The 16,082-nt window shown below is 36.6% G+C and carries 18 protein-coding genes; 4 read left to right on the forward strand and 14 right to left on the reverse strand.

Annotated features, from left to right (window positions below):
• The first annotated feature begins 106 nt into the window (after positions 1–106).
• The 3 genes from J2786_RS19710 to J2786_RS19720 all read left to right on the forward strand — a co-directional run bounded on the left by J2786_RS19710 (position 107) and on the right by J2786_RS19720 (position 1,767).
• Positions 107–640 (forward strand): DUF4303 domain-containing protein, encoded by a 534-nt coding sequence (locus J2786_RS19710; protein WP_047427988.1) that lies wholly within the window; start codon positions 107–109, stop codon positions 638–640.
• 151 nt (positions 641–791) lie between these two features.
• Positions 792–1,271, forward strand: a complete 480-nt coding sequence (locus tag J2786_RS19715; RefSeq protein WP_052186829.1) for a hypothetical protein — start codon at positions 792–794, stop codon at positions 1,269–1,271.
• Entirely contained in the window at positions 1,249–1,767 is a 519-nt protein-coding gene (locus J2786_RS19720; RefSeq protein WP_310026454.1) for a hypothetical protein, read from the forward strand. Before J2786_RS19715 ends, J2786_RS19720 begins: the two co-directional genes overlap by 23 nt.
• A 164-nt stretch (positions 1,768–1,931) precedes the next feature.
• Here J2786_RS19720 and J2786_RS19725 read toward each other — a convergent pair whose 3' ends face one another.
• The 3 genes from J2786_RS19725 to J2786_RS19735 form a co-directional block, all read right to left on the reverse strand.
• The gene (locus J2786_RS19725; protein ID WP_047427986.1) at positions 1,932–2,876 is read right to left on the reverse strand and encodes a transketolase family protein; all 945 of its coding nucleotides are present in this window, start codon (positions 2,874–2,876) and stop codon (positions 1,932–1,934) included.
• A gap of 86 nt (positions 2,877–2,962) precedes the next feature.
• A complete protein-coding gene (locus tag J2786_RS19730) occupies positions 2,963–3,847 on the reverse strand; it encodes a transketolase (RefSeq protein ID WP_226798753.1) in 885 nt (294 codons plus the stop codon).
• 76 nt (positions 3,848–3,923) lie between these two features.
• Entirely contained in the window at positions 3,924–4,442 is a 519-nt protein-coding gene (locus tag J2786_RS19735) for a hypothetical protein (RefSeq protein ID WP_047427979.1), read from the reverse strand.
• A 324-nt stretch (positions 4,443–4,766) separates the two neighbouring features.
• Here J2786_RS19735 and J2786_RS19740 point away from each other — a divergent pair, with 324 nt between their 5' ends.
• A complete protein-coding gene (locus J2786_RS19740; RefSeq protein WP_185097525.1) occupies positions 4,767–7,004 on the forward strand; it encodes a reprolysin-like metallopeptidase in 2,238 nt (745 codons plus the stop codon).
• A gap of 69 nt (positions 7,005–7,073) precedes the next feature.
• Here the strand turns inward: J2786_RS19740 and J2786_RS19745 are convergent, their stop codons facing one another.
• From J2786_RS19745 to J2786_RS19795, 11 genes are all read right to left on the reverse strand, one after another.
• On the reverse strand, positions 7,074–8,633 hold the full coding sequence (locus tag J2786_RS19745) for a sodium:solute symporter (RefSeq protein WP_047427976.1): 1,560 nt from the start codon (positions 8,631–8,633) through the stop codon (positions 7,074–7,076).
• A 185-nt stretch (positions 8,634–8,818) separates the two neighbouring features.
• Entirely contained in the window at positions 8,819–9,106 is a 288-nt protein-coding gene (locus J2786_RS19750; protein ID WP_171006298.1) for a GNAT family N-acetyltransferase, read from the reverse strand.
• Position 9,107: 1 nt separating this feature from the next.
• Positions 9,108–9,503: an OsmC family protein gene (locus tag J2786_RS19755; RefSeq protein WP_047427973.1), complete on the reverse strand. Its 396-nt coding sequence runs from the start codon at positions 9,501–9,503 to the stop codon at positions 9,108–9,110.
• Complete coding sequence (locus J2786_RS19760) at positions 9,503–9,721, reverse strand: (4Fe-4S)-binding protein (RefSeq protein WP_047427970.1); 219 nt, start codon at positions 9,719–9,721, stop codon at positions 9,503–9,505. The genes J2786_RS19755 and J2786_RS19760 overlap by 1 nt, the downstream gene beginning before the upstream one ends.
• Position 9,722: 1 nt before the next feature.
• Entirely contained in the window at positions 9,723–10,301 is a 579-nt protein-coding gene (locus tag J2786_RS19765; protein WP_047427967.1) for a TMEM175 family protein, read from the reverse strand.
• Entirely contained in the window at positions 10,302–10,832 is a 531-nt protein-coding gene (locus tag J2786_RS19770; RefSeq protein ID WP_047427966.1) for an NADPH-dependent FMN reductase, read from the reverse strand. It lies immediately after the preceding gene.
• 22 nt (positions 10,833–10,854) lie between these two features.
• Complete coding sequence (locus tag J2786_RS19775) at positions 10,855–11,754, reverse strand: pirin family protein (RefSeq protein ID WP_047427962.1); 900 nt, start codon at positions 11,752–11,754, stop codon at positions 10,855–10,857.
• Positions 11,755–11,812: 58 nt separating this feature from the next.
• Positions 11,813–12,124: a GNAT family N-acetyltransferase gene (locus tag J2786_RS19780; RefSeq protein ID WP_047427959.1), complete on the reverse strand. Its 312-nt coding sequence runs from the start codon at positions 12,122–12,124 to the stop codon at positions 11,813–11,815.
• A 150-nt stretch (positions 12,125–12,274) separates the two neighbouring features.
• A complete protein-coding gene (locus tag J2786_RS19785; protein WP_047428590.1) occupies positions 12,275–13,150 on the reverse strand; it encodes a pirin family protein in 876 nt (291 codons plus the stop codon).
• A gap of 157 nt (positions 13,151–13,307) precedes the next feature.
• Positions 13,308–14,711 (reverse strand): MFS transporter, encoded by a 1,404-nt coding sequence (locus J2786_RS19790; protein ID WP_047427956.1) that lies wholly within the window; start codon positions 14,709–14,711, stop codon positions 13,308–13,310.
• 137 nt (positions 14,712–14,848) lie between these two features.
• Positions 14,849–15,691 carry a hypothetical protein gene (locus tag J2786_RS19795; protein ID WP_047427954.1) on the reverse strand — a complete coding sequence of 281 codons (843 nt, stop codon included), beginning with the start codon at positions 15,689–15,691 and terminating at the stop codon, positions 14,849–14,851.
• Positions 15,692–16,082 lie beyond the last annotated feature (391 nt).

The following is a 16,082-nucleotide window of genomic DNA, read 5'->3' on the forward strand; positions in this document are numbered from 1 at the left end:
TAAGATAGCTATAATCATGAAACTGGCTGGTCTTATGAAGAATACAATGTGCTGATTTGACAGGATAAAGGTAATTTTACCGCCCATTTTAAAAAAGGAAAGAAGTATGGATTTTGAAATTTTGAAACAACAGATCGAAGACGCGGCCAGGAAAGCTTTTTTAGAAGTATATGAAAAGCATGGAGCAGAAGGAGTATACGGTTTTGCTCTGTACAGCGATGAGGGAGCCATGACGGTTTGCCCTGCTGCCAATACATTGAAAGTAATAGAGAATGCAGATGAAGATGATGCTCTTTATTATAAATATGAACCGGCAGAATGGACCTACGAAATGGAAGGAGCCGATAAAGAATTTGATCTCATCTGTACTCAATTGAGAGCAGAACTTAATAAACACGATGACGATGATCAATGGTTTGAGGGTTTTCAGACTAAGTTATATTCTACCTGTATTGAAGTGCTGGAGAAACTTAAAAATGAGAACTTCTTCACGAAGATCACAGGCGAAGATATTTTCCTGATTTTCACGGTTTCAGATGATGAGTTTGAACCCAGTGACCTGAAAGATCTTATCGTCAGACTGAATGATAATGAATACAAAAGTGAATATCTGAATTGGATGGCTACTTGGGGCAATTAAAAATATGAAGAATTAAAAAAACACTTTAAATATATACATATGAAGCCCGATAAAATAATTGTCTCAGAAGCCTCTTATACACTACAATCTCTATAGATATTTTTATAGCAACACAATCTCAAACAAAATATAAAGAACAATTACATTAATTATGAACAACTATCAATTTTATAAACAGGAAGGAAACCAATATATTTTTAAAAATCAGCCGGTATTTGTATCCGTGCTGTGTATTATATTCCTGATCGTAGCAGCATTGCTCTTTAATAGCGTAAGAACTTTCAGTTATGTTATTATCGCTGTAGTAGTACTTATTATGATCAATTTTTTTACCAAGAAATTTATTATTGATATGGACCGGAAAACAATTACGGGAAAACATACCATTTTTGTTCCGGCAAGAACCTATCCCTTGGAGAACTTCAGAAATTTCCATGTGCTGGCAACAAAATATATGGGATTTATTACTACCAATGTAGTGTTGTCTATGTATTTTGAAGTTGATGGCAAAGAAAAGCAGCTTACGATAGGTCAGGCGCTTACTCAGAAAGGAATTCAGAAAATGGTCAACGAGACAGAAGATATTATGAACCTTAATAATCCTGAGAATGGATATCAGAGACCGCTATAAGTTTGAAGAAAACGGAAGCGAAATAAGCTTTATGCCCAATTACAGTTTCCTGCGCACTCTGGTATGGTGGCTGGGATTGGGAATCCTTGCACTTCCTGTTATTTTATATTATTTTAAAGGGAAGGTGTCTGGCGACCAGTTTAAAATCGCCATAGGATTATGGGCTATTTACATGATTTATTTCCTGTTTGACCTCCTTTTCAGAATTCCGGTAAAATATATTTTTGATAAATCGGAAAAATGTATTTACAGAAAACTATTGCTTTCCAAAAGACTTATGAACTTTGATGAAATGACCTATTTTGTGAATGATGAAAGAGGTGGATATTATTATTCCATAGGGAAAAAGAGAAATCAGTTCGTAAAAAACTACAGAATCAGCAATTACTTTTCCGGATCTAAAGCTTTCGACAGAAGGGAAGATGAGTACATCAAAGAAATTTTGTGCCCTGTTCTCATCGCTGTTGGGATACCTTTGAATCAACCGGAACAATAATAATCAGGGTAAAAACTAATACAATGAAAAATGGTGTATAACTATTCCCCTCCGGAGGGGCGGCAAAAATTCTTTGAATTTTTGCCGGGGTGGTTCTATACATAACAAAAAACGCGGCGGTTTCGAAGAAACCGCCGCGTTTTGTATCTATAAAATAGCTTATATTAAGCTAAAATTCTCTTTACAGCTTCTTTTACTGCAGCCGCATCAATTTTATACTTTTTCATCAATTCTGCCGGTGTTGCAGATTCTCCGAAAGTATCATTTACCGCTACAAATTCCTGTTTTGTAGGTCTTCTTCTTGCAAGCATACCTGCAACAGATTCTCCTAAACCACCAAGATAGTTGTGCTCTTCAGCTGTTACAATTTTACATGTTTTTTCTACAGATTTTAAAATGATCTCTTCATCAAGAGGTTTGATCGTGTGAATGTTGATAACCTCACAAGAAATACCTTCTTTCTCAAGCTCATCAGCCGCTACAAGAGATTCCCATACAAGGTGGCCTGTTGCAACAATCGTTACATCAGTACCTTCCTGAAGCATAATTCCTTTTCCAATTTCGAAAGGCATGTCTTCCGGAATGAATACAGGAACTACCGGTCTTCCGAATCTTAAATATACAGGTCCTTCAAACTCAGCAATCGCCAGCGTAGCAGCTTTTGTCTGGTTGTAGTCACATGTGTTGATCACTGTCATTCCAGGAAGCATTTTCATCATACCAATGTCTTCAAGAACCTGGTGAGTAGCTCCATCTTCTCCTAAAGTAAGACCTGCGTGAGATGCACATATTTTTACATTTTTGTCAGAATAAGCGATAGACTGACGGATCTGGTCATATACTCTTGAAGTAGAGAAGTTAGCGAAAGTTCCTGTAAAAGGAATTTTTCCTGTAATGCTAAGACCAGCTGCAATTCCCATCATGTTGGCTTCTGCAATACCGATCTGAAAGAATCTTTCAGGAGCCTTCTCAATGAATTTCTCCATCTTCAAAGAACCGATAAGGTCTGCGCAAAGTGCTACTACATTAGGATTTTTGTCCGCTAATTCTGCTAATCCTGCTCCGAATCCTGAACGAGTGTCCTTTTTTTCTGTATATGTATATTTCATTTTTTATTAAAGTTTTTGATCATTGATAAATGATGAGAGATTGATCATTATAAAATCATTTACCAATAATAATTTATCATTTATAATTAATAATCAGCCGGAGCTTCCAGGTACAATTGCTTGAATGCTGTGTCTAGCTGCTCATCATTAGGAGCTTTGCCATGCCATGCATGAGATCCCATCATATAATCAACTCCGTATCCCATTTCTGTATGAAGAAGGATGGCAACAGGTTTTCCTTTTCCGGTTTCTGTTTTTGCTTTCTCAAGAATTGCAATCACCGCTTCAAGATCATTACCGTTCTTTTCTTCCAAAACAATCCATCCGAATGCTTCAAGTTTAGCATGAAGATCTCCCAGGCTTAATACATCATCCGTATCACCATCAATCTGGCGACCGTTGTAGTCAATAGTAGAAATGATATTATCCACTTTTTTGGCAGCTGCATACATCAATGCTTCCCAGATCTGACCTTCCTGAAGCTCACCATCTCCGTGAAGAGAGTAAACAAGAGACTGATCACCATCCAATTTTTTACCCTGAGCCACTCCAAGTGCTACAGAAAGTCCTTGTCCAAGAGAACCTGAAGCGATTCTGATTCCCGGAAGTCCTTCATGTGTAGTGGGGTGTCCCTGTAATCTCGAATCCAATTTTCTGAAAGTGCTCAGTTCTTCAACAGGAAAGAAACCAAATCTTGCTAAAGTAGAATAGAATACCGGAGAAATGTGTCCGTTTGATAGATAAAAATGATCTTCATTTTTGCCTTCCATTGTGAAAGGAAGTTTATAGTTCATCACTTTACCATAAAGGGCTGTGAAGAATTCTGTACAACCTAAGCTTCCACCAGGGTGTCCTGAATTTACAGCGTGAACCATTCTTAAAATGTCTCTTCTGATCTGCGTAGTAAGAGCCTTTAACTCTTCAATACTTTTACTCATTATATCTGATTTATTTGTATGCGAATTTACAATTTTTTACCGGCTTACGGAAATGCAAAGTCTGGTGATAACCCCCGGATTTTTATATGATTTGAATATTTTTCCGCTTTTAACAGCCTTCGTTAAGATAAACGGAGATCTCAGTCACTATATTGTTAACAAATTTAAAACTTAACAGCGTTCCTGCCTGGCTGTCTTCAATGTTAAAATAACCGGAATCTTTGATAGGTTTGCCATTGCTATCCCAATCCGGACGTACACTGAAGTTGGGGTAATTTCGGTAGGTATTGATCAGGTCATCGCGGCTGCTTCCAACTCCGATTCCGCTTTTGGTCTTAAATTTTTTACTTGTAGTCGTCATATAAGTAATGGAAGAAACACTAGGATTGGCTTCATTAATATAATTGTCAAAAAGATCAATTTGAATGATCTCTCCATTATACTTTACGCTATTTTTTTTCTCTCCATCAGAGTTTGTAAGTTTTGTTCCTGCAATTTTTTCAGCATCAACCTTGGGCATAAAGACTTTAAACGGTCCGATTCTTAATGTTGAGACTTCAAAATTTTCCTGAGCACTCGTGAGTGTAAATGTTAATGAAAAAATGAAGATTGAGATAATTTTTTTCATGGTTTTTTGATTTTTATTCCTTTTTATTTTGTTTAATTTTTGAATAGATTTATATCATTCGGATCAAAGATAATTAAAATACAAAAGTCTATAAAATTAGTTATTTTAATAAAGAAAATTCACGTATTGAGCTGAATGCTTTGTGGTAGGTTGATTGTTGATTTTTTACTATCAAATATCAATTTTTTTTGAATTTTAATATGTAATTTTGATAAATTTAACTAATTTTATAATTCAAATAATATTGAATTATAAACCTTTAACTAGTTATTTTTATTTTTTGGTTTAATGATTTAGATGAATAAAAATTACATACCATTATATATGAAAATTAAACAATTATTTTATTTGGGGATATTTATTATATCCGTTTCCTCTGGAAAAGCACAGGATTTTTTTACAGTAATTAATGAAAGATCCATTAAAGCTGAACCTAAAAACAGAACCGTACAACCGGAGAAGTCACTAACCTATACATTGGATGTGGCTGGAATGAAAAGTTATTTTAATTCAGTTCCGGAACTGAAAGACAGTGATCGTAAAGATAATGCCCCGATTATTGTTTTACCAATGCCTGACGGTACAAAAGCTAAATTCAGAATCTGGAAATCTTCCGTGATGGCTCCGGGATTAGCCAGCCAGTTTCCTCAGATTGTCACTTTTACAGGACAGGGAATTGATGACAAATATGCTACGATAAAACTAGATTTTACAGAATTGGGTTTCCATGCGCAGATAAAATCTATAGTGGCTGGTGATTCTTATATAGATCCTTATGCAAAACAGGATATCAACAATTACATCATTTACAAAAAAAGTGATTTGATTGATAAAAATCCAAGAACTTGCGGACTGAAAGATGATCAGGATTATTCACTTGAAAAAAAAAGCGAACAAAAAACCGTAGCTCCAAGCGTAGGAACTCAAATTAGAGTTTTCAGGTTTGCCGTGGCCTGTACCCACCAGTATGCGATTGCTGCAACGGGTTCAGCAACACCTACGGTTGCGCAAACGCTTTCTGCAATTGTAACTTCTGTAAACAGAGTAAATGGAGTATACGAACAGGAAGTAGCATCAAGATTGGTATTAGTAGGTACTGAAACCAATGTTATCTTTACCAGTGCTGCTACAGATCCTTTTACAGGAAATGATAGTGCCGGAACATTAATTAACGAAAGCCAGACTCAGATTGACCTGCTGATAGGAAATGCCAATTATGATATTGGACATACCTTCAGTACCGGAGGTGGTGGATTGGCCGGATTAGGAGTAATCTGTAACAACTCTAATAAAGGAAGAGGAATCACCGGCTCACCGAATCCTGTTGGTGATCCTTACGATATTGATTATGTTGCCCATGAAGTAGGACATCAGTTTGGAGGTCCTCATACTTTTAATGCAACAACAGGAAGCTGTGGAGGAGGAAACCGAAGTGCAAACAACGCTGTAGAACCAGGCAGTGGAATTACGATTATGGCTTACGCAGGAATTTGTGGAAGTGTAAATAATTTAGCCCCTAACAGTATTCCTACTTTCCATACCAAATCATACCAATCGATTACGACAAAAGTTCAGTCAACAACATGTCAGGTCACACTTTCCAGTAACAATTTCGCTCCTACAGTAAACGCAGGAGGAGATTATACCATTCCGAAAAGTACACCATTCAGATTGGAAGGTTCTGCTACAGATTTAGATAATAATCCACTTACTTACAGCTGGGAGCAAAATGATGTAGGGCCGGCTGGCGACTGGAATGCACCAACATTAAATGCACCTCTGTTCAGGTCATACGTACCGGTAACCGTTCCTTACAGATATTTTCCAAAACTTACAGATGTAATCAATGGTACAGTTTCCAAAGGAGAGGTTAGACCATCTTATGCAAGAACGATGGAATTCAGACTGACGGTAAGAGATAATAACGCAGGTTGTGCAGGAGTAGCTAATGATGATGCTATTATTACCGTTGATGGAAATTCCGGACCTTTTAATGTAACTGCACCTGCTACGGCAGTAAACTGGGCGGGTAATTCTACTCAGACAGTAACATGGGATGTCGCCAATACAACTGCATTTCCTGTGAATGCAGCTACTGTCAATATTTATCTGTCAACAGATGGCGGGCTTACTTATCCTACGCTGATCCTGGCTTCCACTCCGAATGATGGTTCTGAAGCTGTTACTATTCCTAACGTAAATACCACCCAGGCAAGAATTATGGTAGCTGCAGAAACAAATGTTTTCTACAACATTAATCCAATCAACTTTACGATTACCCAGACATTGGGAGTAAATGAGATTGCGGCCAATAAAGATGTGTTTGTAGTGTATCCTAATCCAAGCAAAGGACTTCTGAATGTGAAATTTACCAATTCAAATGAAGTATATGATATTACGGTATACGATGTAAGCGGCAAATTAGTATTCACTCAGGCCAATAACAAATTGAATCATGATAAGACAGGAACTTTTGACTTGTCACACCTTGTCCAGGGAGATTATCTGATTAAAGTTAAATCTAAAAACATAGAAAAAACAATCAAATGGATTAAAGAATAATCTGATTCATTGATTCCAAAAAAAGGGCTGCCTTCCAATCGAAGGCAGCCCTTTTATGTTTTATAAGCGCTAAACGACCCTTAAATGTTGTTTATTTTTTACTAACCACAGACCGATGAAAGTCAGCAATCCGTTAAGAACAATGAGTTCTACTCCGATTTTATAATCTGTATAAGTGGTAACAGCCAGGTTGATTAAATAAGTTAATACAGGAGCTAAAATAGTCACCGCAAGAATAGAGTATTTTCTGGAAATCTGAAACTTGGTAAAAATTCCGAAAGCAAAAAGTCCCAAAAGCGGTCCATAAGTATATCCTGCAATTTCCATGATCAGATAAACGATAGATTTATCATTTAATGCTTTGAAAACCATAATCAGAATAAAGAAAACTACAGTGAAAATCAAGTGTACTTTCATACGAAGGCGTTTCTTCTCTTTTTCAGTTCTGGTTTTATCCTCATTAAGGTTTAGTAAGTCTACACAATATGAACTGGTTACAGCAGTTAGAGCTCCATCTGCCGAAGGAAATAAAGCAGAAATCAATCCAATAATAAAAATAACAGAAATAGCCATAGGGAAGTATCCTTGAAGCGATAAAGCCGGGAAAAGATCATCACCCATTATGTTTTTAATATTTCCGGAAGCATCTTTAAATCCGAAAATATTCGTGACTGTTTCACCATTTATAGTTCCATATTCTGCACCATGTTGCAAAGCAAAAAGGTATAACAATCCTCCCAGGAATAAGAAGGCAAGATTTACGATAAGGAGGGTTCCTGCAAAGGTCAGCATGTTTTTCTTCGAATTCTTAAGATTATCTACAGAGATATTTTTCTGCATCATTTCCTGATCCAGCCCTGTCATAGCAATGGTAATAAAAATTCCGCCCAGAATGGTTTTCAGGAAAAAGGTTTTGGAATTAGGATCAAAATTGATGAAATGGGTGTAGTTTTTCTGTTCCAGAATAGTATATGCTTCTCCAAATGATAAATTAAGATTTGACAAAATATAAACGATACATGCTACAAGACTGATAATCATAAAAGAAGTCTGCAGGGTATCTGTAATAACAATGGTCTTAACACCTCCTTCAAAAGTGTACAGAAGTACCATTAATAACAGCACAAGAGAGGTTACCCAAAACGGAACCCCCAACCCTTGAAGTAAAAATATCTGCAAAACATTTACTACCAGATATAATCTTGCGGTAGCTCCAATGGCTCTTGAAATTATAAAAAAGATCGAACCGATTTTATGCGCCTCCACATTGAATCTTTTCCCCAGATATGTATAAATAGAGGTAAGATTCATCTTATAATAAAGCGGTAGAAGTATCGCTGCTACAATAAAATATCCGATGAAGAACCCGATTACCATCATATAGTACTCAAAACCACCGTAAATATATTCGGAACCGGTCATTTTCCCAACAGTTCCCGGAACGGAAATAAAAGTAACCCCGCTTAAGCTGGTTCCTATCATCCCGAATGCAACGAGCCACCATTTACTCTTCTTGTTACCGATAAAAAAAGACTGGTTATCGGAGTTCCGGCTGGTGAAATAAGAAATCACCAAAAGGCCGATAAAATAAACGAAAACAAATAGCAAAAGGATAGTTCCTGGATTCATGCTTGATTTTTAAATTTTAGCAAATATATAAAAAAGATCAGTCGTGAATCATGAATTTAAATTCCTGTTGGTTTCAAAACAAATTGTGAAGGATAATTTACTTTTAAGCGATGGTTTCAATTAAAAAAGAAAACCTTCCAGAGGTTGCTCTGAAAGGTTTGTATAGTAAGGGTGTTATACTGTGATTAATTCACTAAAACATCCTGCAGTTCCTCACTTTTTTGGAAACTTGCTTTAGCGAAAGGACAGAGGGGAATAATCTTCTTATCATTTTTTCTGGCAAAATCTACTGCTGCCAGAAGCATTTCCTTGCCTACACCTTTTCCGTTGTAAGCTTCTTCCACCTCGGTGTGGTCTATAATAAATCTTTCTTCTCCGGCCCAGGTATATGTCATCATTCCTGCGCGTCTTCCATCTATGAAAGCTTCAAAACTTCCGTGTTTTTCGTCGTTGTTTTGTTTTACTTCGATCATGTTATGAGAATTTAGTTAATATTTCTATGTCGTTGGTTAATATTTTATGAACAGGGCATGCATCCGCAATGGTGTGCAGTCTTTTCAGCTGCTCATCATCCAGAATCCCTTCAAAACTGATATCTCTTTTGAAGACTGCTCTTTTTGTTAATGGAAAGTTTTCAAGCTCTACTTCTACATTAATGTTTTCCACATCCCATTCTTTTCTTTCAATATACATTCTCAATGTAGCTGCCGTACAGCTTGCCAGTGATGTAGCCAGAATTTCCAGAGGATTAAACCCTTTGTTCTGTCCGCCTTTATCAATCGGTTCATCCGTAATGATTGTGTTTTCGCCGGCTGTTACTTCTGTATAATATTTTGTTTTTCCTAAACTTGCTTTTACTGTTACCGCCATTATTTTTCTGTATTGAATTTATAACTTAATGCACCTGAAGGGCATAAGTCTATCTGATTTTTTAGTTCTTCGGGACTTGCATTTTCTGCTTTTATCCAGGGTCTTTCTTTAGGATTGTAGACATTTGGAAGTGTTTTTACACATATGGCAGAGTGGATACATTTTTTAGGCTGCCAGATGACAGTAATGTTTCCGTTGGGATATTCGTGTGTTTCCATATCAATTTTCTTTTAATGTTTTTTCGATTCTTCTGTCCGGAATCAGCCATATAAGAGCCACGATATAATAAAAACCTATGGCAATATAAGGATAAAAAAATGAAGTAGCGATTCCCAGGACATAAAATACAATAGAGATATATTCTTTATATTTCGAATGAATAGCTTCTTTCAGCTTTGAATTTTCTCCTTCACAACGAATAATCACATGCTCCAGAATGGTGTAAGCAATGGCCGACATAATGAGGCCGATGCCATAAACTGCAACGGGATTTTTAGCGAAATTCGTAGTCCCGATCCATTCTGTTGCAACAGGCATCAGAGAAAGCCAGAACAGAAGGTGAAGATTGGCCCAGAGAATAGTTCCGTTTACTTTCTTTACCGTCTGGAACAAATGATGATGATTGTTCCAATAGATTCCCACATAAATAAAACTGAAAATATAGGCCAGAAACTTAGGAAGAAGAGGTTTGACACTGGTCCAGCTATTTCCCTCAGGTACTTTCAGTTCAAGTACCATAATGGTAATAATAATAGCAAGTACACCATCACTGAATGCCTCCAGTCTCCCTTTATTCATTTACTTTACCTGGTTTTTAAAGTTTTGTATCTTACTTTTCAGATCATTCAGCATATCCGGATTGATGACTCCGCTTTCCATATCAAAATTTTCATAGAATTTTGGCAATGAAAAAGTTTCCTTGATATCTGCTGCAAACTGTGGAAAAAATGTTTTTGCCGTATTCATCACATTTCCGCCGCCGTAACCTCCGGGAGAGGTGCTCATCAGAAGCATGGGTTTATTCTGAAATACTTTTACATTAATCCTTGAGGACCAGTCGAAGACATTTTTAAAAGCTGAGCTGTAAGAACGGTTGTGTTCTGCAAGAGAGCAAATAATCACATCACATTCTTCAATAGCTTTTAAAAACTGATGGGCTTCATCCGGAAATCCTTTCTTTTCAAGATCTACTGAGAATACCGGCATAGTGAAATCGTTGAGGTCAATCAGATTGATTTCCTCATCCTGAAAATCTTTCAGGACAAATTTTACCAGTTCCCTGTTGATAGAAGTGGAAGACGTACTTCCCGCAAATGCTAATATTTTCATGGTTGATAAAGCTGGGCTGAAATTATTTTCTGTTTAAAATAGCTTTAGGTAGCGGAACATATTCGTTTTCATCGCCCGGAACCAAAGGAAATGCTTCGTGATTCTGATCATTCCAGTTTACCTTTGCCTGTTCGATTAATTCCTTGTCAGAGTTAACAAAATTCCAGAATATAAAACGCTCTTCATCGAATGGCTCACCACCAAAAAGATAAACCGTTCCGTTTTCGCTCATTTCAAATTCGCAAAGCTTGGTATCTTTAGCGATCATCAGCTGTTTTGAACCATAAGAATTTCCATCGGTAGTTACTGTTCCATCCAGAACATACATGGCAGCTTCTCCGTAAAGGTCTTTTCCGATACTTATTTTCTTTGCTTCTTTTGTTTTGATTTCAATGAAAAATAATTTGCTGTGTACCGGAACTGCAGACGTTCTTCCAAATGCTTCTCCTGCAATTAATTTATACTGGATACCATCTTCTTCCCAAACCGGAATTTCATCTGCTTCAATATGATGAAAAGTAGGTTCAGACTGTTCAAGATGCTTAGGAAGACCTACCCAGATCTGAAATCCGTGAAGTCTTTTATCACTGTGTCTTAAATATTCAGGGGTTCTTTCTGAATGTACCACTCCTTTTCCGGCAGTCATCCAGTTAACAGCACCTGGTTTTATTTCGATAGCGCTTCCGATACTGTCTCTATGAAAGATAGAGCCTTCCAGCAGATAAGTTAATGTAGATAAGCCGATATGCGGATGTGGCGGAACATCAAGATTCTGATAATCTTTCAATTCTGAAGGTCCCATGTGGTCAATAAAAACGAAAGGTCCAACGGCTCTTTTTTCACGGAAAGGAAGAAGTCTTCCTACCAGGAAATTTCCGATATCTGCTGCTTTTTCTTCAATAATAAGTCCAATATTTGACATGATAATGTGATACTTTTTAAAATGTTATTTAAATAAATTGATGATTGCTGATAGAAATTTAAAGTTTATCATAGCCTTCAAATCTCTCATCCACGATACGTTTCCATTCAGGATGCTTCCTGATAAAAGCGAAAACATAAGGACAGAATGGAAGAAGCTTTTTCCCGCTTTCTTCAATATAATTTAATGTTTTCTCTACTACCGCAGCTGCTGCACCTGTTCCGGCCAGTTCCGGTTCTGTTTCAGTGTGTATTAAAGAAATCTGATGCATGGTTTCGCGGTAATCAATAAATGCAAAATGTCCGTTGAATTCTATTTCAAATCTTTTTTCGGCTTTTACAAGAGGTATATTTTCAAATTCTGGTTTCATAATATTTGTACTAAAAGTGTCACGTTTCCTATAAAGGAGGAAATTGTGTAAAGACAGTTAAACCTTATAGGTTCTAAAACCTATAAGGTTTGCCATTATATAAAGTTAATAAAAAAAGGAATAATCAAAGATTAAGATAAATTTAAATCTTTAATCTTCCAGGTATCCGAATTTTCCGGTATTAAAATCCTCAAAAGCCTGCATGATTTCTTCTCTGGAATTCATCACAAAAGGTCCATGAGGGTAAATAGGTTCGTTGATAGGCTCGCCGCTGATGATTAAAACCACAGCATCTTCTTTGGCTTCGATAGTAAACGTTTCACCTTCATTTTTAAATAATGCAAAATGATCGGGTTTAACTGTTTCTTCTTCATTAATGATAATGCTTCCTTCAATTACCAGAGCTGCAGTATTGAAATGGGCAGGGAAATTAAACTCAGCCTTTCCTCCTGCTTTCAGTTTGGCATTCATCATATGAACGGGAGTGAAAGTACTCGCAGGTCCTTTATGGCCGTCATATTCTCCGGCAATTACTTCTATGTAGCCATTTTCACCCAGATCAACTTTTTCCATTGCAGCGTTGTCAATAGCCTGATATTTTGGGCAGCTCATTTTATCTTTTGCCGGAAGATTCACCCAAAGCTGAACCATCTGAAAAATTCCTCCTTCTTTTGCCCACTCCGTTTCATGGTATTCTTTATGGAGAACTCCTTTGGCGGCAGTCATCCATTGAACATCACCTTCTCCGATAACACCGCCGCCGCCAGCGCTGTCATGGTGTTCTACTTTTCCGCTATACGCTATCGTTACCGTTTCAAAGCCTCTGTGCGGATGTACTCCTACACCTCTTGGTCTGTCTGAACCATTGAAATGAAATTTTGAATTGTAATCCAGCATAATAAACGGGTCCATTCTTTTCATATCCAATCCAGGTACTCCCGGAATGAAATTGTGAACCCTGAATCCATCGCCTACAAAGTGTGCAGGTCTTGGAGATACTACGATTTCTATTTTTTTAGTTGCCATCACATTGTTGATTATGTAAACAAAATTACCATACTTATCTGCGAAAAGCATTGATCTGTGTTAAGTTCGTAGCAAGGGCAGAATACAGAAAATGCAAATTGGCAGAACTGTTTATTGATCTGCCTTATGTTTCGTTATTTTACGACTTTACTTCTGATTATTCCTCCTTAGACTGCATGTTTTTCCCATCCGAAATATGGAGCCTTCTGAACACCAATCCGGATAAAATTGTTAATATTCCTACTGTGAGAAAGGTTAACCGGAATGCGTTGTGAATTTCGCCATTAATCAGATCTGTATTTTCAAACAGCTTTAAAACAATCAGTCCGAAGGCAATTCCGAAACCGATTGCTAATTGCTGGTTAACGGAGATTAATGAGTTTCCGCTGCTGGTCTGGAAATTTCGGAGGTCGGCAATGGAAATAGTGTTCATGGAAGTGAACTGTATTGAGTTGAAAAAGCCCAGTATCGCAATAATGGGAACAAACCAATATAAAGAAGTGTGGATATCAGGAATGGCAAGCAGACAGATCAGCGTACCGATAATGAAGGTATTCACCATTAAGGTCTGACGATAGCCATATTTATCTAAAATTTTTATTACAGAGGATTTTCCAAATATTGCTGTTAAAGCCATGGGCGCAATGATCCAGCCCGAAGTTACCGCAGACTGTTTATAGGCAATCTGAATCATCAATGGAAGTAACAACGGAACGGAACTGATCCCTAATCTGGTGGCCAGGTTTCCTACAATACCCACACGGAAAGTTCGTACCTGAAACAGATTTAATGGGAAAATAGGATTTCCTCCTCTTTTTGCATGTTTATAATAATAGTACAGAAACAGGAATCCCATGATAAATACCAATAAGACAGGGGTAATATTCTGAATGTCTCCGAAAAGTTCCAGTGAAACAGAAAGCAGGAGAGAAGCTGCTGCAAAAATCAGGAAACCTTTCAAATCAAAATCAACATCATCGGATTTGTAATTGGGCATGAATTTTAACCCCAAAACAATTCCCAGCACCCCAATCGGAATATTGATGAGGAATATCCAGTGCCACGAAAGGTAATCTACCATATACCCTCCAACTAATGGTCCCAATACAGGGCCAATGAGAGCTGGAATAATGGCAAAGTTCATGGCTTTGAGCAGTTCGTTTTTGTCAAATGTTTTGATCAATGCCAGTTTTCCGACAGGAGTCATCAGGCTTCCTCCAACTCCCTGAACTACCCTTGAAATAACAAGATGGGTAAGGTTTTGGGACAAAGAACAAAACAGCGAACCCAGACTGAATAATACCAGAGAAAATATAAATATTTTTTTTGTCCCAAACCGGTCTGCAAGAAATCCACTCGCTGGCATAAAAACAGCAAGGGTTAGAACATAACTGATAATAGCATTTTGCATATTGAGTGGAGACTCATTCAGATCTTTTGCAATAGCGGGTAAAGAAGTATTCAGGATTGTGGAATCCAGCATTTGCATGAAAATAGCAGTAGCCAGAATTAAGGGGAGTATTTTTTTTACGGATGTCTGTTGTGTATTTGCTTCTGTCATTTTGTACCGGCTGGGTTATAAAAAATCCCAGACTTATTTGATTTGAAGAACGGCTTACTCTAAGCGCTTTGATTCTTAGATAAAGAAATCCATATAAAATTAAAAAAGTCCTGTGAAATTTCACAGGACTTTTTGATTTATTTTCTAGGTTTTTCTACTCCTTTCCATTCATCACCGGCTTTTCTATACTGGCTTAAGGTAAAAGTTTTGAAATCCTTTGTTTTATATTCGATGTTATCGGTATTCTGTTCAAAAGGCATGATATAATAATATTCGATATCTGTTTTATCAGACTTGTTTCCCTTTTTTACAGAAGGAACGTATTTTGAAAATTTATAGCTTGGAAGATATTGTTTCAATCTTGCGTAGAAAGCTTTGTCTTCTTTTTCGCTAGGGATGATATCTACAATATTCAGATCATCTTTTTTCTTGTCAATCCAAAGATAGTAGGTTTTTTCTTCTCCTATATTTCTGTTGAATGAGTTGAAAGCAAATAATTCCTTCGGAACAAGTTCCTTGATTTTTTCCGGATCAACCTTAGTATAATACTGTCCTTTTGAAGGATCTACATATGTTTCAAGGTTGTACATTAAAACAGAATTATTTTCAAATTTTTTATTTTTAAAATATTGATTTAATGATAATTCTGCAGTCGCTCTAAGTTCTTTTCCTCTGGCATCCAGTTTTTTGGTCGGATTCTGAGGGTTTACATATTTTACAAATTCATATAAAACGACAGGTTTTATATCTTTAAGGTGAGGATAAGTTTTCAGTTGCTCTGCTTTAACCAGCCAGTAGAATTGTTGGTAGTAGTCATCCTTATCTTGGTCTTTCACACTCTTATAAGCCAAAGCAAGCTTCTTTGAATTCAGATATTTGCCGTATTTTCCCTGTCCAAAAGCAAAACTTATGGTCAATAAAGCAAATAAAACAGTAAGGTTTCTTCTCATTTTTTTATAATTGATATTTTCGTTTTCCAAATATAATTATTTATTAGATATTATTTTGGATTGTGAGTTAAATTATGCCATATTGTTATTGTTAATTCAAGAAAAAATCCTGTATTGCTACAGGATTGATAAATTATAACTGAGGGAGTTATATGTTTGAATGAAAAAAATATACATTTTAATAATCAACTAATACTATTGAATAGTTGAAATAAACGCTATGGTTGCAATGTTTATATTTGATCTTATCTATTTCGTTCGCAAAGGCCCTTCGTTCAGCTAGTGTGTCAGTTTGTTAATTGCTGAGTGAAACGCCATTGCGATCATTTTTAAATATTAGAAATATCTTAGCGTACTCTGCGTTAAAATGTATTAAATTAAATAAACGCTATGGTCGCAAGGTTATATTTGATCTTATCTA

It is taken from the genome of Chryseobacterium vietnamense (genome assembly GCF_031454475.1).
GTDB classification, from domain to species: Bacteria; Bacteroidota; Bacteroidia; order Flavobacteriales; family Weeksellaceae; genus Chryseobacterium; species Chryseobacterium vietnamense.

Bases quoted from the DNA above. Each gene is read 5' to 3' on its own strand.
- J2786_RS19710 (WP_047427988.1), top strand. From the start codon at position 107: ATGGATTTTGAAATTTTGAAACAACAGATCGAAGACGCGGCCAGGAAA.
- J2786_RS19715 (WP_052186829.1), top strand. From the start codon at position 792: ATGAACAACTATCAATTTTATAAACAGGAAGGAAACCAATATATTTTT.
- J2786_RS19720 (WP_310026454.1), top strand. From the start codon at position 1,249: ATGGATATCAGAGACCGCTATAAGTTTGAAGAAAACGGAAGCGAAATA.
- J2786_RS19725 (WP_047427986.1), bottom strand. From the start codon at position 2,876: ATGAAATATACATATACAGAAAAAAAGGACACTCGTTCAGGATTCGGA.
- J2786_RS19735 (WP_047427979.1), bottom strand. From the start codon at position 4,442: ATGAAAAAAATTATCTCAATCTTCATTTTTTCATTAACATTTACACTC.
- J2786_RS19740 (WP_185097525.1), top strand. From the start codon at position 4,767: ATGAAAATTAAACAATTATTTTATTTGGGGATATTTATTATATCCGTT.
- J2786_RS19745 (WP_047427976.1), bottom strand. From the start codon at position 8,633: ATGAATCCAGGAACTATCCTTTTGCTATTTGTTTTCGTTTATTTTATC.
- J2786_RS19750 (WP_171006298.1), bottom strand. From the start codon at position 9,106: ATGATCGAAGTAAAACAAAACAACGACGAAAAACACGGAAGTTTTGAA.
- J2786_RS19755 (WP_047427973.1), bottom strand. From the start codon at position 9,503: ATGGCGGTAACAGTAAAAGCAAGTTTAGGAAAAACAAAATATTATACA.
- J2786_RS19760 (WP_047427970.1), bottom strand. From the start codon at position 9,721: ATGGAAACACACGAATATCCCAACGGAAACATTACTGTCATCTGGCAG.
- J2786_RS19765 (WP_047427967.1), bottom strand. From the start codon at position 10,301: ATGAATAAAGGGAGACTGGAGGCATTCAGTGATGGTGTACTTGCTATT.
- J2786_RS19770 (WP_047427966.1), bottom strand. From the start codon at position 10,832: ATGAAAATATTAGCATTTGCGGGAAGTACGTCTTCCACTTCTATCAAC.
- J2786_RS19775 (WP_047427962.1), bottom strand. From the start codon at position 11,754: ATGTCAAATATTGGACTTATTATTGAAGAAAAAGCAGCAGATATCGGA.
- J2786_RS19780 (WP_047427959.1), bottom strand. From the start codon at position 12,124: ATGAAACCAGAATTTGAAAATATACCTCTTGTAAAAGCCGAAAAAAGA.
- J2786_RS19785 (WP_047428590.1), bottom strand. From the start codon at position 13,150: ATGGCAACTAAAAAAATAGAAATCGTAGTATCTCCAAGACCTGCACAC.
- J2786_RS19790 (WP_047427956.1), bottom strand. From the start codon at position 14,711: ATGACAGAAGCAAATACACAACAGACATCCGTAAAAAAAATACTCCCC.